The 23,638-nt window shown below is 35.1% G+C and carries 23 protein-coding genes; 5 read left to right on the forward strand and 18 right to left on the reverse strand.

Annotation, left to right across the window (positions count from 1 at the left end; translation table 11 throughout):
• Window positions 1–79: 79 nt before the first annotated feature.
• The 3 genes from G7A72_RS05595 to G7A72_RS05605 all read right to left on the reverse strand — a co-directional run bounded on the left by G7A72_RS05595 (window position 80) and on the right by G7A72_RS05605 (window position 3,151).
• Window positions 80–718, reverse strand: a complete 639-nt coding sequence (locus tag G7A72_RS05595; RefSeq protein WP_165151764.1) for a peroxiredoxin — start codon at window positions 716–718, stop codon at window positions 80–82.
• A 257-nt stretch (window positions 719–975) separates the two neighbouring features.
• A complete protein-coding gene (locus G7A72_RS05600; RefSeq protein WP_165151765.1) occupies window positions 976–2,187 on the reverse strand; it encodes an MFS transporter in 1,212 nt (403 codons plus the stop codon).
• A 52-nt stretch (window positions 2,188–2,239) separates the two neighbouring features.
• Entirely contained in the window at window positions 2,240–3,151 is a 912-nt protein-coding gene (locus tag G7A72_RS05605; RefSeq protein ID WP_165151766.1) for an AEC family transporter, read from the reverse strand.
• A 166-nt stretch (window positions 3,152–3,317) separates the two neighbouring features.
• Here G7A72_RS05605 and meaB point away from each other — a divergent pair, with 166 nt between their 5' ends.
• Window positions 3,318–4,406 carry a methylmalonyl Co-A mutase-associated GTPase MeaB gene (meaB, locus tag G7A72_RS05610; RefSeq protein WP_165151767.1) on the forward strand — a complete coding sequence of 363 codons (1,089 nt, stop codon included), beginning with the start codon at window positions 3,318–3,320 and terminating at the stop codon, window positions 4,404–4,406.
• Between the two features lie 2 nt (window positions 4,407–4,408).
• Here the strand turns inward: meaB and G7A72_RS05615 are convergent, their stop codons facing one another.
• On the reverse strand, window positions 4,409–4,639 hold the full coding sequence (locus tag G7A72_RS05615) for a hypothetical protein (protein WP_165151768.1): 231 nt from the start codon (window positions 4,637–4,639) through the stop codon (window positions 4,409–4,411).
• 28 nt (window positions 4,640–4,667) lie between these two features.
• Entirely contained in the window at window positions 4,668–6,050 is a 1,383-nt protein-coding gene (locus G7A72_RS05620) for an MATE family efflux transporter (RefSeq protein WP_165151769.1), read from the reverse strand.
• Between the two features lie 223 nt (window positions 6,051–6,273).
• On the opposite strand from G7A72_RS05620, the gene G7A72_RS05625 reads away from it, so the two are divergent.
• Window positions 6,274–6,855: a hypothetical protein gene (locus tag G7A72_RS05625; RefSeq protein ID WP_113665501.1), complete on the forward strand. Its 582-nt coding sequence runs from the start codon at window positions 6,274–6,276 to the stop codon at window positions 6,853–6,855.
• A gap of 53 nt (window positions 6,856–6,908) precedes the next feature.
• Here G7A72_RS05625 and G7A72_RS05630 read toward each other — a convergent pair whose 3' ends face one another.
• The gene (locus G7A72_RS05630) at window positions 6,909–7,787 is read right to left on the reverse strand and encodes a PPK2 family polyphosphate kinase (RefSeq protein WP_165151770.1); all 879 of its coding nucleotides are present in this window, start codon (window positions 7,785–7,787) and stop codon (window positions 6,909–6,911) included.
• Between the two features lie 172 nt (window positions 7,788–7,959).
• Here G7A72_RS05630 and G7A72_RS05635 point away from each other — a divergent pair, with 172 nt between their 5' ends.
• On the forward strand, window positions 7,960–8,796 hold the full coding sequence (locus tag G7A72_RS05635) for a hypothetical protein (RefSeq protein WP_165151771.1): 837 nt from the start codon (window positions 7,960–7,962) through the stop codon (window positions 8,794–8,796).
• Between the two features lie 129 nt (window positions 8,797–8,925).
• A complete protein-coding gene (locus G7A72_RS05640; RefSeq protein ID WP_165151772.1) occupies window positions 8,926–9,642 on the forward strand; it encodes a 3-ketoacyl-ACP reductase in 717 nt (238 codons plus the stop codon).
• 233 nt (window positions 9,643–9,875) lie between these two features.
• Here G7A72_RS05640 and mtaB read toward each other — a convergent pair whose 3' ends face one another.
• Window positions 9,876–11,204: a tRNA (N(6)-L-threonylcarbamoyladenosine(37)-C(2))-methylthiotransferase MtaB gene (gene mtaB / locus G7A72_RS05645; RefSeq protein WP_165151773.1), complete on the reverse strand. Its 1,329-nt coding sequence runs from the start codon at window positions 11,202–11,204 to the stop codon at window positions 9,876–9,878.
• A 390-nt stretch (window positions 11,205–11,594) separates the two neighbouring features.
• On the opposite strand from mtaB, the gene G7A72_RS05650 reads away from it, so the two are divergent.
• Window positions 11,595–13,628: a S9 family peptidase gene (locus G7A72_RS05650; RefSeq protein WP_165151774.1), complete on the forward strand. Its 2,034-nt coding sequence runs from the start codon at window positions 11,595–11,597 to the stop codon at window positions 13,626–13,628.
• 115 nt (window positions 13,629–13,743) lie between these two features.
• Here the strand turns inward: G7A72_RS05650 and G7A72_RS05655 are convergent, their stop codons facing one another.
• From G7A72_RS05655 to hisS, 11 genes are all read right to left on the reverse strand, one after another.
• Entirely contained in the window at window positions 13,744–14,541 is a 798-nt protein-coding gene (locus G7A72_RS05655; protein WP_165151775.1) for a Cof-type HAD-IIB family hydrolase, read from the reverse strand.
• Window positions 14,542–14,587: 46 nt separating this feature from the next.
• Window positions 14,588–14,887, reverse strand: a complete 300-nt coding sequence (locus G7A72_RS05660; RefSeq protein WP_165151776.1) for a type II toxin-antitoxin system RelE/ParE family toxin — start codon at window positions 14,885–14,887, stop codon at window positions 14,588–14,590.
• Window position 14,888: 1 nt separating this feature from the next.
• A complete protein-coding gene (locus G7A72_RS05665) occupies window positions 14,889–15,134 on the reverse strand; it encodes a hypothetical protein (RefSeq protein ID WP_165151777.1) in 246 nt (81 codons plus the stop codon).
• Window positions 15,135–15,168: 34 nt separating this feature from the next.
• On the reverse strand, window positions 15,169–15,387 hold the full coding sequence (locus tag G7A72_RS05670) for a DUF2007 domain-containing protein (protein WP_113633582.1): 219 nt from the start codon (window positions 15,385–15,387) through the stop codon (window positions 15,169–15,171).
• A 16-nt stretch (window positions 15,388–15,403) separates the two neighbouring features.
• Window positions 15,404–16,126, reverse strand: coding sequence for a DEAD/DEAH box helicase (locus G7A72_RS05675; protein WP_165151778.1), 723 nt, complete (start codon window positions 16,124–16,126; stop codon window positions 15,404–15,406).
• Window positions 16,127–16,220: 94 nt separating this feature from the next.
• Window positions 16,221–17,384 (reverse strand): sigma-54 dependent transcriptional regulator, encoded by a 1,164-nt coding sequence (locus G7A72_RS05680; RefSeq protein WP_113665305.1) that lies wholly within the window; start codon window positions 17,382–17,384, stop codon window positions 16,221–16,223.
• Window positions 17,385–17,584: 200 nt separating this feature from the next.
• Window positions 17,585–18,901: an ABC transporter permease gene (locus G7A72_RS05685; protein WP_165151779.1), complete on the reverse strand. Its 1,317-nt coding sequence runs from the start codon at window positions 18,899–18,901 to the stop codon at window positions 17,585–17,587.
• Between the two features lie 85 nt (window positions 18,902–18,986).
• Complete coding sequence (locus G7A72_RS05690; protein WP_165151780.1) at window positions 18,987–19,907, reverse strand: ABC transporter ATP-binding protein; 921 nt, start codon at window positions 19,905–19,907, stop codon at window positions 18,987–18,989.
• Between the two features lie 138 nt (window positions 19,908–20,045).
• Window positions 20,046–21,161: a molecular chaperone DnaJ gene (gene dnaJ / locus G7A72_RS05695; protein ID WP_091164593.1), complete on the reverse strand. Its 1,116-nt coding sequence runs from the start codon at window positions 21,159–21,161 to the stop codon at window positions 20,046–20,048.
• A gap of 78 nt (window positions 21,162–21,239) precedes the next feature.
• Window positions 21,240–21,812, reverse strand: a complete 573-nt coding sequence (locus G7A72_RS05700) for a nucleotide exchange factor GrpE (RefSeq protein WP_113665302.1) — start codon at window positions 21,810–21,812, stop codon at window positions 21,240–21,242.
• 295 nt (window positions 21,813–22,107) lie between these two features.
• The gene (hisS, locus tag G7A72_RS05705) at window positions 22,108–23,484 is read right to left on the reverse strand and encodes a histidine--tRNA ligase (RefSeq protein WP_165153657.1); all 1,377 of its coding nucleotides are present in this window, start codon (window positions 23,482–23,484) and stop codon (window positions 22,108–22,110) included.
• Between the last annotated feature and the right edge of the window lie 154 nt (window positions 23,485–23,638).

Genomic DNA, 23,638 nt, shown 5'->3' on the forward strand with positions numbered 1-23,638 from the left:
AAACTTTTGACGAAATAGAAAAGCAGAATGAAAATAAATTCATTCTGCTTTTTTATTTATGAAGTACTCTAAAAATTTACTATTTATTAGGTTGTGATGTCATTCTTAAATACGGTTTTACTCTTTCATACCCTTTCGGAAATTTAGCAGCGATATCTTCATCCTTGACAGAGGTCGAGATTACTACCTTATCACCATCTTTCCAGTTGGCCGGCGTTGCTACGCTGTATTTCGCTGTCAATTGTAAACTGTCAATTACACGCAATAATTCATCGAAATTTCTACCGGTTGAAGCAGGATAGGTTAACGTTAATTTTATTTTTTTGTCTGGTCCAATTATAAAAACAGAACGAACCGTGAAACTCTCACTTGCATTGGGATGAATCATATCATATAATTCAGCTATACGCTTGTCTTCATCGGCAATTATGGGGAAGTTTACTGTTGTATTTTGAGTTTCGTTGATGTCTTTGATCCATTCCATGTGTGAAGCTACTCCATCAACACTCAATGCGATTACTTTTACATTTCGTTTTTTAAATTCAGGATAATAATTCGCAACTGTTCCTAACTCAGTGGTGCAAACAGGTGTAAAATCAGCCGGATGAGAGAAAAGAACTCCCCAAGAATCTCCTAACCATTCATGAAATTTTATTTTTCCTTGTGACGTTTCTGCTTCAAAATCAGGAGCAATATCGCCTAATCGTACTGTTGCCATAGTAATTTAATTTATAGATTAGTAACAATGTAAGGTATTGAAATAAAAGCAATAAAGGAGAAAACTAATCTTAAAGTTGTACTAATTTTTATGGAAAACAGAAAGCAATACTTCCAAAAAACGCAATGAGAAAACCAAATGCCCTAGCCCTGATCGCAACGGCATCTCCCGATTAAGAAAAACAAGGCTTTTTCAGCCGTAGTTTCTATTAATCGGGAATACAGTGCAGAGCAGGAAAAAGCTCCTGAAAAGAAGTGTTATTTTTTCTTTAAATTAGGTAAAAAGAGCGCTATAATCCCTATCAGAGGCAAATAGGCGCAAAGATAATAAACGTACGTTATGCTGGTGTGATCGGCTAGATTACCCAATAAAGCGGAACCCAAACCACCCATTCCAAATGCAAAACCATAGAAAAGACCAGAAACCATTCCGAGTTTTTTAGGCAATAATTCTTGCGCATAAACCAAGATTGCCGGAAATGCAGAGGAAATTACAATTCCAATTACGACCGACAAAACGCCTGTCCAAAACAAATCAACATACGGCAACAATAATGTGAAAGGCGCTGCTCCCAAGACAGAAAACCAAATCACGTATTTTCTTCCGAATTTATCGCCTAACGGTCCGCCAATTAAAGTTCCTATGGCGCAAGAGGCCAAAAATAAAACCAAATGAAATTGCGCTTCTTGAACCGATAATCCAAATTTTTCGATCAAATAAAACGTAAAATAACTGGACATGCTGGCCATGTAAAAGAATTTTGAAAAGATCAAAACCAGTAAAATTCCCACCGAAATTACAATCTTCTTTTGGGACAAATTGGGCAAATCGATTACGGCTTTCTTTGCACTTCTTAAACTCAAATGGTTTTGGTACCAAAGTGCAATTCTACTCAAGACAATCAATCCGATGATGGCAACAACCACAAACCAAATGATATAATATTGTGAATTTGGAACTACAATTAAGGCAACTAATAAAGGTCCGATTGCAGTTCCGGCATTCCCTCCCAACTGAAAAATGGATTGTGCCAAACCACGCTTTCCACCTGATGCCAAAAAGGAGATTCTAGAAGCTTCAGGGTGAAAAATGGAAGAACCAATTCCGACCAAAACAACTGAAATTATGATCATTTCAAAACTGGAAGCATACGATAAACATACAATTCCGGATAAAGTAAACAGCATTCCGAAAATTTGGGAGAAAGGCTTCGGCCTTTTATCGGTATATAAACCAACCAAAGGCTGTAATATAGAGGCCGCCAATTGATACGCCAAAGTGATTAATCCGATTTGCGTGAAGGTTAAATTGAAATTTTCTTTTAAAATAGGATACGCTGCCGGAATTACGGCTTGTAATAAATCATTCAATAAATGGGCAAATGCTATCGAAAATAATATAGAATAAACGGTTTGCTGAGCAATGGGAGCTGTATCTATTTCTGATGTAGTATCAAGAGATGAATTCATGTTTTTTTTAAAATATATTACTAATTATTAGTTCCGATTCAGGCTTAAAAAATTAAACATACTGAACCACAAAATACCAAAATAACAAGGTGATAAACGATAATGGAATTCCGAAACCTATCATCATGCTGCTTAAACGGGGTTTTAAACCGTGGGTAGAGGCTAAAATACAAGCCGTTATCATAGGTGCCATAGCTGACTCCATTATAGCAACTTGAATAATTTTAGAATGCTGTTGCAAAATTACGACATACAATACGTAAATGAGAGCAGGAGTCAATATTAATTTATACAGAAGTCCCAGTCCTAAAAACCTCCAATGCTGGCTTTTTCGGTCAAAGCGCAGTTGCAAACCAACAGAAAGCAAAGCCAAAGGTGTTACTCCACTTCCCAATTTTTGAAATACAAGCTGTACGTATTCATGGAAATCGACATTAAAAACATTCATCAAACAGGCAATCAAAAAAGTTATAAATGGCGGAAAGAAAAGAATCTTCTTTGCGATTTGAAAACCATTTGGGTTACCACTGGAATATAAAGTTGCCACTAAAATTCCTAAGGTAGAAAGAACCACAAAAGAACCAGGTTGATCGACTAAAATAGCCGTTTCCAAACCTTCTTCCCCATATAATGCTTCAATTATTGGAAAACCTAAAAAGGAAGTGTTCCCCAAACCGGCCGTTAAAATTAAACAACCAATAAGTTTTTTAGACCATCCCAACCTATTTCCTAATATACTAAAAAAGAAATAGGAGACAATAAACCCAATCCAAGCAACTCCAATTGGAAATAACAATTCATTGCTCCATTTTATTTTTGGAATATAATATAAAGCCAGTGCTGGAAGACAGATGTAAATAACAATCTTGTTTAAGAGCTTGTAAATAGTTACAGGAAACCCTTTTATATTCTGGAATAAAATTCCAAGGAATAAAAAAACAAAGATTAGGATGAAGTTGGTCATAATACCGCAAAGATATTGACTAATGAGAAATAAAATGAATTCAATAAAATAAAATTTGTGATATATCCTTCGCAAAAGAGGAACCATCAAAATGAAATGACATTTTAAGAGAATGACCGTCTATTCAAGATAGTTTTTATTATTTTTACTATTCTAAAAAATAGTTTTGCCAAAGAAAAAACACCATCCAAGCGCCTTAAACGAAAAACCCGGAATTTCTGCTCCTGAAATTGTCAGTGCCGTTGCTGTTGGGCATATTCAGCAAATTAGAAAAATACAACCTTCTGCAAAAGAACTCGTTGAAGGAATTTTAAACGAAAATATTACTGCACTGAGTCGTGCGATTACTTTAGTCGAAAGTACGAATATCAATCATTTGGCGAAAGCCAATGAAGTAATAAATGCCTGCTTACCTTACGCAAACAAATCTGTCAGAATAGGAATTACAGGCGTTCCAGGCGTTGGAAAAAGTACATTTATTGAAGCTTTTGGAAAATACTTGACTGGTTTAGGGAAAAAAGTAGCTGTACTTGCCGTTGATCCCAGCAGCACGATTTCGCATGGAAGTATTTTGGGTGATAAAACTCGAATGGAAGAATTGGTCAAAGATAAAAATGCTTTTATACGTCCCTCAGCTTCTGGGGAAACATTAGGTGGTGTGGCTCGAAAAACCCGAGAAACCATAACGCTTTGTGAGGCTGCCGGTTTTGATACCATCATCATAGAAACCGTTGGCGTAGGCCAAAGTGAAACCGCCGTTCACAGCATGGTTGATTTTTTTCTTTTATTAAAAATTTCTGGTGCCGGCGATGAATTGCAAGGCATCAAACGCGGAATCATGGAAATGGCAGATGCTATTATCATCAACAAAGCCGATGGTGATAATATTAAAAGAGCCAATCTTGCCAAACTGGAATTTAATAGGGCATTGCATCTTTTTCCTGCCAAGAAATCAGGTTGGACTCCTACAACCGCAGCCTGCAGCGCCATTACCCATGAAGGAATATCCGATGTTTGGGAAACCATTCAGAAATTTCTAGAGCTGACAAAAGGCAACAACTATTTCTTTGAAAAACGGAAAGAACAAAACCAATATTGGATGCTGGAAACCATCAACGAGCAATTGAAAACGAATTTTTACAACAATCCAGAAATTCAAAAATCACTGGAATCAACTAAAAAAGCGGTGCAAAATGATGAAATTTCACCTTTTGCAGCCGCTCAAAAATTATTAGAAAAGTATTTTAAAAAATAAACCTACTCTTTTTCGTAGCGTTCCATTTCACGATCGTAAAATTCATTGGCAAGAACGACTAATCCTTCCATTTCAGCATTTAATTCTGCCTCGTCAAGATCCTCTGCTTCTTCGATAAACTCTACTTCATCATCTTTCAGATTGATGATAAATCTTGGGTAATCAAGATGTATGATAAAAATATCTTCGGGAAAATCAGTATTGTCGCCTAGTAAAAATTTTGGTAATTCCATGAATTTAATATTTAAGTAATTTATTATTTTATTTATTCTCGTTTTGCATCACCAACTTTCTTGTCAATCTCGCAAAGCGAATATACAAAAATAAAGCGGCAGCGGTTAATCCTGCCAGAAGTCCTATCCAGATTCCAACGGCTTTCAGTTCTGTGTATTTTCCTAAATAATAGGAAATAGGAAAACCAATAACCCAATACGCCACAAAGGTAATGTACATTGGGATTTTCACATCTTGCAAACCACGTAATGCTCCTAAAACCACAACTTGAATGCCATCTGAGATTTGAAAAATGGCTGCAATCAATAGTAATTTTGAAGTGATTAAGATAATTTCTTCATTATCCAACATTTGAGTCGAATCGCTCATATTCAAGAATAAATGCGGTAAAAAATTATGAAACACGACAAAGATAATTGCGAAGAAAGTTTCTAATATAATTGCCAAAAGAAAAATAGATCTTGCAACGACAATCAAATTTTTATAATCGTTCATTCCTTTCGTGTGACTCACTCGGATCATTGCGGTAACACTTAAACCCATAGCAACCATAAAAGTGGAGGATGCCAAAATAAGTGCAATCTGATTGGCAGCTTGACTATTTTTTCCCAAAGAACCAGAAAGCCATATCGCAGCGGTAAACAACGTTACTTCAAACAACATTTGCATTGCTGAAGGCATACCCAGATTAATAATTTTTTTCAAAATTGATTTGCGGATTTCTTTAAAACTGAAATTCTTAAAATATTTTTTCAATGCCGAATTTTGTTTCATCAAGTAATGCATGAAAACCACCATCATTATTCTGGACAAAACCGTTCCAAGTGCAGCACCCAGAATTCCTAATTTTGGAAAAATCCAAATTCCGTAAATCAAAACATAATTAAAGAAGATGTGTACCACATTTGCCATAAAAATAGCATACATCGAATATTTAGTTTTGGCTAAACCATCCGCAAATTGTTTGTAACCCTGGTATATAATCACTGGAATCAATGAAAACGCCACCCAATCTATATATGGAGCGGCCATATCAGCCACTTCTTTGGGTTGGTGCATCATGTACATAATTTGTTTGGACAGCACAGTCAGAATAAACAATGCAACTCCTAAAACGGTGCATAAAAGCAATCCGTGGTGAAAAGTGGTGCGGATTTTTTGATCATCTTTTTCGGCATCCGCTTCAGCAACTAAGGGCGTAATTGCCGTAGAAAAGCCTATTCCTAAAGACAATGCAATAAATATAAAGCTATTTCCCAGCGAAACCGCAGCCAACTCAGTAGAACCTAACTTGCCTACCATGAAATTATCAACTATTCCTATTAGTGTATGTCCCAACATTCCTAAAACCACGGGATACGCTAATTTAATGTTATAAGAAAACTCTTTGAAGTATTTTGATAAATTCACTTTCTATCTTTTTTTGGCAAATATAATTAGAAGCTTTGAATTGTGTTGATACTATTGCACTTTAAACAATTGTTTTTTTTAGCTGTGGTATACAAAACAAGGAATTCTATAACAAATGGACTTAATTCTATAACTTTTTAAATACTTGAGGACTTACTTTTGCACTGTTGTTTTTAACCAAACAAAACCCGTAAAAACAACGAAAATATTAAAAAATACAATTATGAAAATCGCAGGAAAAATTAAATTCGCACTAGCACTTACAATCTCAATGATGTTTGCTAGCAATGTAGAAGCTCAAGAAACAAACAAAGCAACAAATTACGAACAAGGATTTCGTTTAGGTGTTGGTGCAAATGCAGGATATTCAGTTAATGATCCTTACAAATTATCACTTGGTGCAGATGTAAGAGGACAATATGATTTATCAAAAAGATACTCTTTGACGTTGACTACAGGTTACACTAATTTATTTGTAAGCAAAGCTGATGGGTTTCCTGGTCAAACAGAAGGAAAAGATTTAGGTATCATCCCAGCTAAAGCAGGTTTTAAAGCTTTCGTATGGAATGACCAATTTTACGTAATGGGAGAAGCTGGTGCAGCATTTGCAACAAGTAATGTAGAAAATACCAGAGATAAAACTTCTTTATTGTTATCTCCAAGTATAGGTTATGCAACTAAATACATAGATATTTCTTTGAACTATACACACTACAATCATTTTGATCGTTTAAACAATAACGGTTCTCTTAATAGAGGAGTTGGACAAGTAGGTGTTCGTTTAGCTTATGGTTTTGAACTATAAACCACAAATAATTCAATAAAAAAATGCGCTGAAATTCAGCGCATTTTTTTTGTCTATTCTTTTTTCAACATTTCTTTATACATCTCAAAATTAGCTTTCACTTTTTCATCTAATTTAGGTTCCTTAATATCAGTATATTTTTGCATTTCTTCCCAGATAATTTTAGCAACAACATAACGTGCCATTTCCTTATCATCAGCCGGAATAATATACCACGGCGCATTTTTAGTAGCCGTTTTATTAATTGCCTCCTCATAATACTGCATGTATTCATCCCAATGCTCGCGCTCTTTCAAATCTCCAGGCGAAAACTTCCAGTGGTGCTCTACTTCTTCTAATCTACGCAGCAAGCGCTTGCGTTGCTCTTCCTTACTCATGTGAAAGTAAAACTTCAAAACAATAGTCCCGTTTTGTGTAATATGCTTTTCAAAATTATTAATTTGATCCAAACGATCTTCCCAAAACTGTGGCGTCAGATCTTCTACTTTTTCAATTCCCGGTAAATTTTCATTCAAAATATATTCCGGATGCACCCGTGTCACCAAAACATTCTCATAATGAGTTCTGTTAAAAACTGCGAATTTCCCTTTTTCTGGTAAAGCCAAATAATGTCGCCACAAGTAATCGTGTTCCAGTTCCGTTGAATTGGGTGTTTTAAAACTATGCACCTCAACACCACGCGGATTAAATTCCTTGAAAACTTCCCGAATCAGACTATCCTTCCCAGAAGTATCCATGCCTTGCAAACAAATCAAAACGCCGTATCGATTGTGCGCGTACATCACATCCTGCAACTCGCTCAATTTCGCCTGAACCTTATCTAGTTTCTCTTCTTTGGCGTCATCACTGGCGCCATTAAACAAATTCGTTGGAATTTTGGCCAATTCAATTTTGCCAATCACTTTAAAATCATCGGGATTTATAGACTTCATAAGAAATATTTTATCTTTGTAAACTCAAATATAATAAATTATAAGGATTAATCCTGATGAATTTCAGGAGCATTTTCCAGCTATCCGTTGCAATCTTTTATTATTTTAAAGAAAAATAATAAAAGGATTTCCTCTTCTATCTGGGCTAGGCACTCGTTTAAAAACAAATACAATGGAAAAATTCACACTCGATTTACTGTTTCAAATCATCGGCATTGGTTCCGCATCAGGACTTATTTATAAAGACAACTCCCTACTGATTATTGGTGACAACAGTGGTTTTCTTTATGAATATCAAATGGATTCCAAAAATTTAAAACGCCATCCGTTACTGGAAAACCCAACAGAGAACACACTCAAAAAAGACAAAGCAGATTTTGAAGCCATAACCCATTTTGGAGACAGCTTGTATGTTTTTGGTTCCGGTTCCACCGAGAAAAGAAACAAAATGATACAAGTCAATGCTACTGATAAAGAGATAATCGCCACAAATGACCTCAGCGATTTGTATGCCGTCATGCAAAATTTTGGAGCAATAAAACCAGAAGATTTCAACCTCGAAGGCGCCATCTATAATGGCGAAAGTTGGTTTTTATTAAATCGTGGTAACGGAAGCTCCAATAAAAATGTCCTTTTCACCATCGAAGGAAAAAATCTGACTAACGATTTTGCTATTCTATCAAACGAATACAAACTCCCTAAAATAAAAGGAGTACGCAGTAGTTTTACCGATGCGATTTTAGTCGGTGACAGCATTTATTTTTTGGCCACAGCCGAAGATACCGAATCTACTTACGATGATGGTGAAGTTTTAGGAAGTCTTATTGGGAGCATTAACCTGAAAACTATGAAAATCGATTTTACCCAAAAAATTAGCAGCACCCATAAATTCGAAGGATTGACTTTGTACGCAAATTCAAAAGAAAAAATGGAGTTCCTACTTTGTGAAGACAAGGACACCGAAGTCTTGGAAACAGATATTTACAAATTGACTTTAGACAAAAAATAATGTTCATTTCAGTCAAAATCACAGAACGTTAAATTTAGATTAAATAGAAAATCAAAATAGATTTCAACTGTAAAACGTACTACTTTTACAGTAAACTAAGCCTTTTATTGGCCTAAAACAATAGACAAAATGACAGATTTAAAAAATAAAAATGCCCTAATCACTGGCGCAGGAAAAGGAATTGGAAAAGCAATCGCTTTGGCATTAGCCAAAGAAGGCGTAAATGTAATTTTAGTAGCACGTACACAAGAAGAAATAGACAGTGTAGCGGCAAAAGTGCGTTCTTTGAGAGTAAAAGCAATGGCAACAACCGCCGATGTTGCTGATATCAATTCGGTAAACGCTGCCGTTGCCAAAGCATTGGCTGAATTTGGAACCATTGATATTTTGATCAACAATGCTGGAATAGCCGCTTTTGGAAAATTCTTAGAATTAGAACCGACCGATTGGGAACGCATCATTCAGGTAAACTTAATGGGAACCTATTATGTGACACGCGCCGTTTTGCCAAATATGATAGAAAGACAAACTGGTGATATCATCAACATTTCTTCAACAGCAGGATTAAGCGGAAATGCGTTAACGAGTGCTTATAGTGCTTCAAAATTTGCCGTTTTAGGATTAACGGAATCACTGATGCAAGAAGTTCGTAAACATAATATTCGTGTAACGGCATTAACGCCGAGTACTGTTGCTACTGATATGGCCAAAGAATTAAAATTGACAGACGGTAATCCGGAAACCGTAATGCAGGCAGAAGATATGGCCGAATTAATCATCGCACAACTTAAATTAAACCGACGCGTTTTCATTAAGAACAGTAGTATCTGGTCTACGAATCCTTAAAAATTTTCAACCATATAAGTCATATAAGTTTTAACCATTAAGGCATTTAAGCTTAAAATATAAAACCATTAAGAAATTAAGTTTCATTAAGTCTTACGCTTAATTTTCTTAATCTATTAATGGTTTAAAACTTTCGAGTCACTTATTTAAATATCACTCTTAATCTTTTAATCTCTTTGTTTGTTAAATCCCTGGTTAGTTCTAAAAACTTAAATGACTTATATGTTTAAAAACTAAACCATACTCGTAACAAAATCCATTCGTACGCTTCCGTCTTCATCAATTTTTGTCAAATTAATATCATGCAACGTATTTACTAATTCTGGATTCCAAGGTGTTTTCACTTTCACATAATTTTCAGTGAAACCGTGAATATAGCCTTCTTTATTTTCACTTTCGAACAAAACAGTTCTATTGCTTCCCAACTGACTTTCGTAAAAAGCACGGCGTTTTTTAACAGACAAACCACGTAACATCTTGCTGCGTTTAGCCCGAACATTAGCAGGAACAACGCCTTCCATTGCAGCAGCTTCGGTATTATCTCGTTCCGAATACGTAAATACGTGTAAATACGAAATATTCATTTCATTTAAGAAATGGTAGGTTTCTAGAAAATGTTCATCTGTTTCGCCAGGAAAACCAACAATCACATCCACACCAATACAAGCGTGCGGCATTACTTCCCGGATTTTGTTTACTCTTTCAGTATATACTTCACGTTGGTAACGACGTTTCATCAACTTTAGAATATCATTACTTCCAGATTGCAGCGGAATGTGAAAATGTGGCACAAAAGTTCTACTTTTTGATACAAATTCTATCGTTTCATTTTTCAATAAATTCGGTTCAATAGACGAAATTCGTAATCTTTCGATTCCTTCTACTTTGTCTAACTCCTGAACTAATTCTAAAAAGGTATGTTCGTGTTTTTTATTTCCAAATTCTCCTTTTCCGTAATCCCCAATATTTACTCCGGTAAGAACAATTTCCTTGATGTTTTGTTTCGAAATTTCTGAAGCGTTTTTCAGTACATTTTCCAATTCATCACTTCTCGAAATCCCTCTTGCTAGCGGAATGGTACAGTAGGTACATTTGTAATCGCAACCATCCTGAACTTTTAAGAAAGCACGGGTTCTGTCTCCTATCGAATAGCTTCCAACATAAAAATCAGCTTCGGCAATTTCGCAGGAATGCACTTCTCCAAAATCATTTTTAGACAAATCATTGATGTAATCCGCTAATTTAAATTTTTCAGTTGCACCAAGAACTAAATCCACTCCATCAACACTAGCTAATTCTTCCGGTTTCAATTGCGCATAACAACCAACAGCCGCAACAAATGCTTTATCATTCAATTTCATTGCTTTTCGCACGACTTGTTTGAACTGTTTATCAGCATTTTCAGTAACGGAGCACGTATTAATCACATACATATCAGCCACTTCTTCAAAATCTACGCGGTCAAAACCTTCGTCTTGCAAGTTACGGGCAATCGTAGAAGTCTCTGAGAAGTTTAGTTTACAGCCTAAGGTATAAAAGGCTACTTTTTTTCTATTTTCCATAAGATAACTCAATTAATGAAATCGTTGTCAAAAAATTGAGTGCGCAAATTTACGAACTAAATTCTGGAAAATGAAATCGTTAATTTACAAAGAAAAAGAACAATTAAAAACTACAACTACTTTCGCAATTGTGGTCATTTTCAAATATTCAAATTGAATTATTATCTAATTTTATTCCTTCCTCCACTTTTTAGTTTCCTTAAAAAGGTGTTCTAAAACAGTTACTTTTTTATTTTTAATATTGACAATCAAATACTTAAAACAACTTGACATCTATTTACAAAGATGAAAGGAAAGTTTATAAAGAAAACCCAAGAAAAAAAAGATAAAATTTTGTAACTTTTTTCTGCAATCAATAACTAATCTTAAAACCATTTAAAACTTGATTTTATGAAAAAAACCATTCTACATCTTGCACTATTTATTTTCACGGTCAATGTTGCAGTTGCTCAGACAAAAACCAACAAAACTGAAACTCCAATTTTGGACCGAGAGTTGTTTTTTGGAAATCCAGAAATTACTGGAGGGCAATTAAGTCCCGACGGAAAATTTATTTCTTTTATGAAGGAATATGAGGGAATAATGAATATTTGGGTCAAAAAAATTGACGAACCGTTTGAAAAAGCTAGACCACTAACTAACAGTAAACGTCCGATGCAAGGCTATTTCTGGTCATACGATGGCAAATATATCTTGTATATTAAAGACGAGAATGGGGATGAAAACATAAACATCTTTGCCGTTGACCCGATAGGATCAGCAGAAGCAAATAAAGTTCCTGTGTCTAGAAATCTAACCCCTCTAAAAGGAATTGCGGCAAGAATAAATTTGGTCAGCAAGAAAAATCCTGATTTGATGATGGTATCATTAAATGAAAGAGACAAGGCTTGGCACGATTTGTACCAACTTAAAATTTCTACGGGCGAACTTACTAAAATATATGAAAACAAGGAAAGAGTTACTGGTTTTACCTTTGATTGGGATGAAAACCTGAGGGTTCTTTCTAAAACTGATGATAAAGGAACTACCACAGCATATAAAAAAGAAGGGGATAAACTAACTCCAATTTATGAAACATCAGTAACAGAGCAAGCTTATATTGCCAGCTGGACACCAGACAACAAACAAGCCTATTTTGTTAGCAATAAAGGAGATTTAAATCTATCTACTTTGCTTTTAATGGATTTAGGAACTCAAAAAATCACCAAAATAGAAAGCGACCCAAAAAACAAAGTTGATTTTGGTGGGCTTTCCACAAGCGATATAACACACAAAATTATTTTCACTTCTTATACGGATGATAAAACCACCTACTACTGGAAAGATAAAAACTGGGAATCTAGCTACAAGTTTTTACAATCGAAATTCCCGGGGAGAGAAGTAAGTTTTCAAAGTTTAACAAAAGATGAAAAAAAATTATTGGTAACAATTTCTGGAGATAAATATGCTGCAGAAGTATATTTTTTCAATATCGACACCAAAGAATTACTTTTACAATATGTATCAAGACCAGCTTTAAAAAAGGTAGAGCAGTATTTAGCAGCAATGACACCTATAACATATAAAAGTAGTGATGGTTTGGAAATTTCAGGATACTTAACGCTTCCTGTAGGTTCAAACGGCAAAAATTTACCCGTGATAATGCTAATTCACGGAGGACCAAAAGGACCAAGAGACAATTGGGGCTACAATTCAACTGCCCAATTTTTGGCAAATAGAGGTTATGCGGTTTTGCAACCTAATTTTAGGGCAAGCGGTGGTTACGGAAAAAAATTCCTGAACGCCGGTGATTTGCAATGGGGAAAATTGATGCAAGACGATATTACTTGGGGTGTAAAATATTTAATTGCCCAAGGAATTGCCAATAAAGATAAAGTTGCCATTATGGGCGGTAGTTATGGTGGTTATGCAACTTTGGCAGGACTAGCTTTTACTCCAGACTTGTATGCTTGTGGTGTTGATATTGTTGGTCCAAGTAATCTTTTTACTTTAATAGAATCGATTCCGGCTTATTGGGAAGCTGCAAGAGCTTCATTGTATGGAATGGTTGGTAATCCAAATACAGAAGAAGGTAAAAAAAGAATGCAAGAAGCAAGTCCATTGTTTAGTGCCGATAAAATTGTAAAACCTTTATTGATAATTCAAGGTGCAAACGACCCTAGAGTTAAAAAAGCCGAAGCGGATCAAATTGTTGTTGCTTTGAGAGAAAAAGGAAAACAAGTTTCATACCTGCTGGCTGATGACGAAGGTCACGGTTTTAGAAAACCTGTCAACAGCATGGCTATGTATGCTGAAACAGAAAAATTCTTGGCGGGAATTCTTGGTGGAAAATACCAACAAGAGATACCAGAAAATATAGCCAAACGTTTAAAAGAAATAACTGTTGATATTAATATGGTAACGTACGAATCTAAAAAGGAATAATTTTTTTTAAATTAATCAGCGAGAAGGAGTTGTTTTTTTTCATCTCCTTCTTGTTTTTTTAACCTGGCGAACCTAACTGCATTCGTTTAAAATCCGCTCTTTAGAATTACAATTTTTAATTCAAGATAAATCGTCTCACCACTTCAGCCACGCCATGATTATTATTAGAAGCTACAATAACATCTCCTTTATCTCTTAATTCAGGATCTACATTATCAACCCAAACACCCAATCCTGCATATTCAATCATGGTTAAATCATTCCCTGCATTTCCTACAGCAATAATCTCACTTTGAAGAATATTTAGCCTTTCGGCTAAAAATTTGATACTGGCTCCTTTATCAATTCCATTTTGAGCCACTTCAAGAAAAAAGGGCTTTGACATGCTGACACTAAGATGTGGCATCGCTGCTTTCAAGTCTTTTTCTACTTCTTTTAAGTAACCAGGCTCTTCTAACAAAATACATTTCACAGCTGAAAATTGAACTTCATCTTTAAAACTTACCACTTTATTATGTTCTAAACCAGTAATGTTTTTTTCGATTTCAATATATTCAGAGTCCGTTTCACTTACAATTTTCCCACCAACATAAGTAATAATGTGTGTCTTACTTTTCAAACTGTAATCATACAATTCATGGATTTGTCCTTGGGTTAACGTTTGCTCAAAAATGACTTTATCTTCTTTTAAATCTGTAATGACAGCTCCATTATACGATATCATATAGGAATTATCTAATTGTAATTCTTTGGCATAAGCAATCATTGCTGGCGTTGGTCTTCCGGATGCCAAAACAATATGCACCCCCAATTCTCTTGTCTTAGCCAACATCACTTTATTTTCGTTTGAAATGGTATGATCATCGTTCAACAAAGTATCATCCATGTCCAAAACCAACATTTTATATTTCATTTTTATTTTTTAAACGTAGTAATTTCAATTACTGCGGATTCACGAATTACTTTTTCAATTTGATTGAATTCTGACGAGTGTCAAAAATTTGAAGAATACGAATTTCAGTTTCAGAATGAATTTTATAAATAATTTTATAATCTCGAACAATCATTCTTCTATACGGTTCTCCTAAGAATTCATCAAGTTGATATTGTCCAACAAAATGAATGTTTTTACTTTGATGTACAATATCTCTGCTAACGTTTCTCGCTCCTTGAGGAGATTTTAATTTAATAAATTCAAATATTAATTTTAAATCGGCTTTCGCTTCATTATCCCAAAGTATGGTAATTAGCTTTTGCATATTACCATTTCTCGATTTCCTTCTCTAGATCTTCAATAGTTGTGTATTTTCCCGATGAAATTCGTTCATCAGCCTCTTTTACCATAGTAATGTACTCTTCCTTATCAACTGGATAACCACTTATGGTATGAGCAACAACTTCCTGGTCTAAAACAGATTTAAGCGCTATTATTTTTTTCAGTTTACTTTCATCATCAATATGAAGTAACCAATCCATCAATTCTATCTTTTTTGCAGCTATATCCATCTTATAGAGGTATTTGAATAGCAAATATACTAATTTAAATACTCATTCTAAATTCTTCAATAACAGGGTTTACTTTTGCAAACTCGGTTTCCTGAACAAACAATTCAACCGCTAAATCTGAATTTCCAAATCCTCCCAATCGAGCCGATTGTATGTTATTTTTCACTACTACATTTACACCAATCGCTTCAATTTTTTCTTGTAACGCCATTGCTAAAATTTCACTTCCCGAAAACACTTTCATTAATCCCATTTCACTCTTTATTTAATTATTTTGTACCGTTTTCTTCATCACCTTCTAATTCCTCAAAATCCTCTTCTGCATCTGCCTCCAAGTTTTCTTCCTCCTCAAAATCTTCATCGTCTTCATCCTCATCTTCTTCATCAAAATCGAATTCATAAGGCTCCTCTAACATTTTCTCTGCGAGGACTTCAATACGTTCCGTGAATTGTTCCGAAAAAATAATACGTTGGGTTCTCACAATACTATTCGAAATACGCATGATTTTTGTCTCATGACGCAATTTCAAGATTGGATCAGCATCATCCAAAATAAACATTTTCAATCGGTTTACGTTAAATCCAGCCGTAGTAAACATCTCACTCAACTTATTTGGAGTCCCAATCAACACGTCAATTCCGCTGGAGATATAATTTTTATCGTATTCCATATCACCTTTGTCATGGACACCATAAACTTCTAAATTAGAATTCTTTCCGTATTTTTCAAAAAGAGATTCCATTTCCAATACTTTCGCTTTGTCTTCAACAATAATCAAAGCCCTTGGCGATTCTTCGTTTGCTCCTGCCAATCTCTGAATTACATTTAGCACAATTGTCGTTGATTTCCCGCTTCCTTTTGGTGCAATAATGATACAATCCGAACCACTTTTTAGTGTCGAAAATGTTTCTTTTTGCATCGCATTGGCCTCGGTCAAACCGTTTTCAATTAGGGCTTGTTGTAACTCTTCGTTTATTTTTTTTAGTTTCATTTTTTATGATTGAAAGATTAAAAAATTAAAAATTAAAAGATTAAACTAGTGCCAAATCTTTAAATAGTTAAATTTTCAAATCATTAAATTAATTTTATTTCGATGCAAACAACTTCACATCATTCTCTGAAATTTCGCTTCCGCCAAGGATAATTAAGCGCTCTACTACATTTCTTAACTCACGTATATTTCCTGTCCAATCGTATTCTTTCAACAAATTAATCGCTGCTGAAGAGAATTTTTTGACTGCATTCCCTTGCTCCGAAGCAATCTTATCCGCAAAATGCGAAATCAACATCGGGATATCATCTCGTCTTTCATTCAAAGCCGGAACTTTTATCAAAATCACTGCCAAACGATGGTATAAATCTTCACGGAAACGCCCTTCGGCAATTTCGACTTTCAAATCTTTATTGGTAGCTGCAACCACACGAACATCGACTTTGATGTCTTTGTCCGCTCCCACTCTAGTAATCATGCTTTCCTGTAAAGCACGCAATACTTTGGCTTGCGCCGAAAGACTCATATCACCAATTTCATCTAAGAAAATAGTCCCTTTATCCGCCGCTTCAAATTTTCCTGCGCGATCTTTGACGGCCGATGTAAACGCTCCTTTTACATGACCGAATAATTCACTTTCAATCAATTCAGATGGAATCGCAGCACAGTTTACTTCAATTAAAGGGAAATTAGCGCGCTCGCTCTTTTCGTGTAATTGATGGGCAACCAATTCTTTTCCGGTTCCGTTTGGCCCCGTGATTAAAACTCTGGCTTCAGTTTGTGCTACTTTCTCAATCATCACTTTGATGTGATTAATGGCTTCACTTTCGCCAATCATCTCGTAATTCTTGCTGACTTTTTTCTTCAGAATTTTATTCTCAACTACGAGTTGTTTTTTGTCCAAAGCGTTGCGAACCGTATTTAACAATCGGTTTAAATCCGGTGGTTTTGAAATGTAATCAAACGCTCCCAAACGCATCGTATTGATTGCCGTTTCCATATCGCCATGACCTGAAATCATTACCATAGGAATTTCGGGCTTGATTTTTTTAACTGCTTCTAATACCTCAACACCATCCATCTTCGGCATTTTGATGTCGCACAAAACCAAATCGTAATCGTTGTTCTTTATTTTTTCAAGACCTGCAACACCATCTTCGGCTTCTTCAACCTGATAAGTGTCATTTTCTTCAGAAAGTATTTTTGTGAGTACCCTACGAATTGCGGCTTCGTCTTCTATGATTAGTATTTTTGACATATTTTTATTTTTGTTTAGCCACCAAGACACAAAATTTTCGTTTCTAATTAATAGACTACGTTTTTGAAAACTGATGCCCTAGCCCCGATTGAAGTGGAAATCCTTTTTATTTTTTCTTTAAAAATAAAAAGATTACAACGGAAAGCGGGAAATAGCTCCATAAATTAATTAAGTTTTAACAAAGCTGAACCGAGCTTTATTTAATATTTCAACCAGCGGTACATTTCACTCCACGTTGGTTTTTTGCCGTACATGAGTATTCCTATTCGGTACACTTTTGCAGCAAACCAAACGACACCAAAGAAGCTTGCAAACAATAACGTTACAGATATAGCGATTTGCCACAAAGGTACGCCAAACGGAATGCGCATCAACATTACTATTGGTGAGGTAAGTGGAATCATTGAAAAAACAACTGCAACTGTGCCATGTGGATCATTGATAACTGTAAAAAAACCAACGTAAACGCTCAACATTAACGGCATAATGATTGGCAACAAAAATTGCTGTGAATCCGTTTGATTATCTACTGCGGCACCAATTGCCGCGTAAAAGGAACTGTACAGAAAATAACCGCCTATGAAATAAATCACAAATCCAATCAAGATACTTGCAATGGGTAAATTCCATAATTCCTTAATATACATTTGAGCAGTTCCGGTCATTTCTTGCTGTGCAGTCTGCATCATTTCTGGTGAAACTCTGGCTGTAGGCCCCACATTTACTCCAAAAAACACAGAAGCTGCAAACATTAATGATAGTCCGATTATTGCCCAAATAAAGAATTGCAACAATCCTGCTAATGAAGTTCCTATGATTTTTCCCATCATTAATTGAAATGGTTTCACTGAGGAAATTATGATTTCTACAATTCGGCTGGTTTTTTCTTCAATGACACTTCGCATCACCATGTTTCCGTATATGATTATGAACATCATAATAAGGTACCCAAATGCTCCACCGATACCGATTTTGATTTCGTTAAGTCCTTTGACACTTTCTTCACCGGATGCTTTTGTCAAACTGATATTCACTTTGGACTGGGCGTTTTTAATTGCCAGCGTATCTAAATGAGCTTTTTCTAAATTGTTTTTGGTCAGTTTACTTGCAATTATATCCTGAACATTTTCAATGAATGAAATACTAGGACTGCTGTTTGAAATAAATTGGATTTTACTTTCAAATTCCTTAGTATTACTCGCCTTTGGGATATACAATAATCCTTCATAGCTTTCATTTGTGATACTGTCTCTCAGGAATTTTAAATCTATGAGAGACAAATCAAGGTATTTGTATTCATCATTTTTATTGTTCTGCGACGTAAATTCCTTTACAAACATTCCCGATTCGTCATGAATGGCAATTCGCTTTGTTTCCGCTTTCATGGAACTTAAATACGCCACAAATGATGCAATTGCTACAAACAGTAACGGACTTAAAAAAGTCATAACAATAAAGGATTTATTGCGAACCTTGGCAATAAACTCTCTTTTTATGATTAATGATACTATGGACATTTTAGATGGTTAGATTGTTAGACATTTTAGACTGTTAGAATTATAAACCTTTAGATTTTCTAAAAATCTAAGAAGTCTGAAAAGTCTATTGTGTTACTGTTTGAATAAAAATATCATTGACACTTGGAATTTTTTCTACAAAATGTGTTACTTGTCCGCATTGCGTCAAGATATTCAATAACTCATTTGGCGTGGCATTCCCTAGTTGGATTTCCAGTTTTAATTCGTTGTTCAGTGATTTAAAATTAACTGGACCAACGGTAAATTTTTGTGTAATTGCATACATCAATCCTTCTACATTCTCCGATAAAATGCCTACTTCAAAACTATTGGTTTTAAATTGTCTTTTTACATCATCCAGTTTTCCTTCAATGAGTTTATTGGATTTATGAATCAGCGCAATATGGTCACATAATTCTTCAACGCTTTCCATGCGGTGAGTCGAGAAAATTATGGTAGCTCCTTCTTCTCGCAATGCCAGGATTTCATCTTTTATGATATTGGCGTTTACAGGATCAAAACCAGAAAAAGGTTCGTCAAAAATCAATAGTTTAGGTTTATGCAAAACGCAAACCACAAACTGAATTTTCTGCGCCATTCCTTTAGAAAGCTCTTGGATTTTCTTATTCCACCAGCCTTGAATTTCTAATCTTTCGAACCAATACTCGAGTTGTTTTTTGGCTTCAGCCTTAGAAAGACCTTTCATTTGAGCCAAATACAGGCATTGTTCTCCCACTTTCATCGTGTTATACAATCCTCTTTCTTCGGGTAAATAGCCTATATATTGAACGTGTTTGGGTTGCAGTTTTTCACCATCCAAAATAATTTCACCGCTATCAGGCAATGTAATTTGGTTAATAATTCGGATAAGTGATGTTTTTCCGGCTCCATTTGGACCTAAAAGTCCGTAGATACTTCCTTTTGGAACCATTAATGAAACCTCGTTAAGCGCCACATAATCACCGTATTGCTTAACAACTTTATTCACTTCAAGAATATTACTCATGCTTATTTTTTAGTTGGTGTAAAAGTAAATAATTAGTACCGAAATACTTAGAATAGTTACATAAAAAACCCATCCTTATTTTAGCAAGGATGGGGAATATATTTTAAACAGCATTGATAAATTTTATCTCTACTTTTATTATGAAAACATATCTTTAACTTTCTCAAAAAATGACTTGTCTGATTTTTCTGGATTTGGAATGAAATTCTCATCAGTAAGATTTTTTTCAAAAAACTGTTTTTGTTCTTTGTTCAATGTTTTTGGAGTCCAAACATTTACATGCACCAATAAATCTCCGTTTCCGTAGCCATTGATACTTGGAATTCCTTTTCCTTTTAATCTCAGAATTTTACCGGATTGAATCCCTTCTTCTAGTTTGATTCTCACTTTTCCGTTTATAGCTTCAATATCTTTAGAGATTCCAAGAACCGCTTCAGCAAAACTGATATATAAATCGTAGTGTAAATTCTCACCTTCACGTTTCAGGAACTCATGCTCCAATTCTTCAATTGCAACAATTAAATCTCCTGGAATACTATTTCCCGGAGCATCGTTTCCTTTATTAGAAACTTTCAATTGCATTCCGTCCACAACACCCGCAGGTATTTTTATAGAAACTGTTTCATCTTCAAGAATCATTCCTTGTGAATCCGCTTCTGATGGTTTTTTATCTAAAATTTGGCCTGAACCACTACATGTTGGACACGTAGAAGCTGATTGCATTCTGCCCAAAATGGTATTCGTAACGCGCATCACTTGCCCTTGACCATTACAGGTAGAACATGTTTTGTAGGTCACACCAGGGGCTTGAACTTTACGTTTTACTTTTACTTTTTTCTCAACGCCATTGGCAATTTCTTCCAATGTCAATTTTACTTTGATACGAAGGTTGCTTCCTTTAGCACGACGAACTCCGCCGCCTCCACCGCCTCCGAAACCACCAAAACCGCCTCCGAAGATATCACCAAACTGACTGAATATGTCATCCATATTCATTCCGCCGTGACCACCTCCGCCAAAACCGCCAGAACCATCAAAAGCTTGATGACCATATTGATCGTATTTGGCTTTTTTCTGAGGATCACTTAATACTTCGTAAGCTTCAGCAGCTAATTTAAACTTATCTTCTGCCGATTTGTCTCCAGGATTTTTGTCAGGATGATATTGTAAAGCATTTTTTCTATATGCTTTTTTAATTTCAGCAGCATCAGCATTTTTTGAAATGCCTAATATTTCGTAAAAATCTTTTTTCATTTTTATTTTTTCTTTTGTTGAAACGCACTGCAATGCGAATCAATGCGTGATATAAATACGCGATTAATCGCGAATCTATTACTGCCCTATTACAACTTTTGGAAAACGAATGATCTTGTCTCCTAATTTGTATCCTTTTTCAAGAACATCAACAATTTTTCCCTTCATTTTTGGCGCTGGAATCTGAGTAATTGCTTCAGCAAAATCAGCATCAAAAGCGTCTCCAGCCTTCACCTCAACTTGCTCTAATCCTTTAGAAACTAAAGTGCTTTTTAGTTTTTCATGAATAAGCTCCACTCCTTTTGTCAACAATTCGTCATCCGATTTGCTAATTTCAACCAAAGCTCTGTCGAAATCATCTAATACAGGAAGCATAGCCAATAAAACTTCTTGATTAGCTGTTTTGAATAACTCGATGCGTTCTTTAGAAGTTCTTCTTTTATAATTTTCGAATTCAGCAAATAATCGTAAATATTTATCTTTTTCTTTGGCTAAATCTTGCGTTAATTGCTCTTCTACACTTAATTCCTCAACAATCATTTGCTCCCCATTGGCATTATTTTCTAATGTCGCATCATCTAATTCTTGATCGATTTCTGTATTTTCAGTAGTCATAGTATTCGTATTTTTAAAAATATTCTTAAACTTCATTTTTATTCTTTTTTTTGGATTGCAAAAGTACTGCCAATTCTTTTAAAATGTCAAATTGTCACCTTTTTGTCGATTTGACTTTTCTTCTCAACATAACTACTATAGACTTAAAATTTTAATATTATTTTAAGATTATCTTGACATTCTTTATCTAGCTTTGTTGCAACTTTTTATTTAGAACACTTTTAAAAGTTAAAAAACCAAAGGTTTTATTCTAAACAATTATTAATTCACCATTATTTTATATTAAAAAAGCTTCGTTTACCAAAACGAAGCTTTTTTTCTGCTTTTAAATTTAAGAATCTGATAATGCTTGCCTTACACCTTCAAAATCTAACGAAAGCTGTTCGCCCGTCATTAGATTTTTGAGAGAAAAAGTATTAGAAGCCAATTCCTGCTCTCCTACAATTACAGCAAAAGGAATTCCTCTTTTGTCCGCATGTTGAAACTGCTTCGCCACTTTCGCATTATCAGGATACATTTCTACTTTAATGCCTCCATTCCTTAATTCTTTTATTGCTTTCATCGCATAAAAAGCTTCTTTTTCACCATAATTGATAAAAAGCGCTTTGGAAGTTGCCGTTACAGTTTCCGGAAATAAATTCAGTTCCTCTACAACTAAATAAATTCGGTCCAATCCAAAAGAAATTCCCACGCCGCTCATGTTTTTCAATCCGAAAATTCCTGTCAAATCATCATATCGTCCACCGCCGCCAATGGATCCCATTGCTACTGATTTTGGTGGAGCCACTTCAAAAATGGCACCTGTATAATAATTCAATCCTCTGGCCAAGGTTACATCCAAGTCTAAAATTGCTGTCGACAATCCTAGTTCCGTAACGTTGTCACAAATAAAACGCAGCTCTTCAACTCCTTTCATTCCTTCATTGGACTCCGAAAGCAAAACAGAAAGCTGGTTTATTTTCTCCGAAATACTTCCTGTGAAATTAAATAAAGGCTGTACTTTCAGAATCGCATCTTCTGAAATTCCTTTCTCCATCATTTCTTTTTTCACACCGTCCTCGCCTATTTTGTCCAGCTTGTCCAACGCTACCGTGAAATCTATTAATTTATCCGAAGCACCGATTACCTCTGCAATCCCAGATAATATTTTTCTGTTATTGATTTTGATGGTTACACCTTCTAAACCCAAAGCCGAAAAAACCGTGTCATATAACTGCACCAGTTCTACTTCTTGCCACAACGATTTAGAACCTACCACATCCGCATCACATTGAAAAAATTCTCTGAAACGGCCTTTTTGTGGTCGATCTGCTCTCCAAACGGGTTGGATTTGGTATCTCTTGAACGGAAATTCAATATCATTTTGGTGTTGTACCACATAACGCGCAAACGGAACGGTTAAGTCATAACGCAATGCTTTCTCCGATATACTCGCCGTCAGTTTTGTGCTGTCTTTATTTTCCAAGTGCGTTGCATTGGCTTTCGCCAAATAATCTCCGGAATTTAATATTTTGAAAATCAAACGATCGCCTTCTTCCCCATATTTTCCCATCAGGGTTTCGGAGTTTTCAAATGAAGGCGTTTCTATGGGTTGGAATCCGAATTTCTCGAAATTACTTTTTATAATCTGAATGATATAGTTACGTTTTGCCACCTCTGTAGGTGAAAAATCTCTGGTTCCTTTTGGAATGCTCGGTTTTGATGCCATTTTTTGATTATTGGATTTTAGATTTTCAGATTTTGGAATTCTTGAAAAACTCCAAATTCTAATTATTTGCAAATATCTTATTTTTAAAATAAATCTGTTTACAAATTTCATCATTTTATTGCCAGATGCCTAGCCCAGATTACTTCACTTAATT

Origin of the sequence: Flavobacterium sp. Sr18 (genome assembly GCF_011064265.1) — a bacterium.
GTDB lineage: Bacteria > Bacteroidota > Bacteroidia > Flavobacteriales > Flavobacteriaceae > Flavobacterium > Flavobacterium petrolei.